Annotated in this window: 1 pseudogene; it reads right to left on the bottom strand. The window is 53.2% G+C overall.

Going from position 1 to position 333, the window contains the following annotated elements:
* Window positions 1–14: 14 nt before the first annotated feature.
* Window positions 15–140: pseudogene (locus tag AB1L30_RS00780) on the bottom strand (integrase core domain-containing protein); the annotation flags it as partial.
* Window positions 141–333 lie beyond the last annotated feature (193 nt).

Below are 333 nucleotides of genomic sequence, written 5' to 3'. Positions count from 1 at the left end.
CCGCCGCGAAGCTAGAATTTGAAATATTGAGTCAGCCCTTTCTGACAATCGGCTCCTGATTCGTATTGCTTGAGGTAGATGTCCTCGTATTTCACGCTTCGCCACAATCTTTCGATGAACACGTTGTCCAATGCCCGGCCGTGGATGCGCTCACCGCGATTCTTGAAGGTGGAGAGATAAGCGAATGATTCGCTGGGATATTCCGGAGAGCTGGAAGTGGACGAATGCTGGTGAGATTGCGGAAGTCGTTGGCGGTGGATCTATCAAACGCTGGTGCGGTATGTGCACTGCACGCTGATTGGCCGAACGGTCGATCAGAATCGCGGGGCCTAC

This window comes from Bremerella sp. JC817, from assembly GCF_040718835.1.
GTDB lineage: Bacteria > Planctomycetota > Planctomycetia > Pirellulales > Pirellulaceae > Bremerella.
This window is presented reverse-complemented; position numbering and strand designations above follow the sequence as displayed.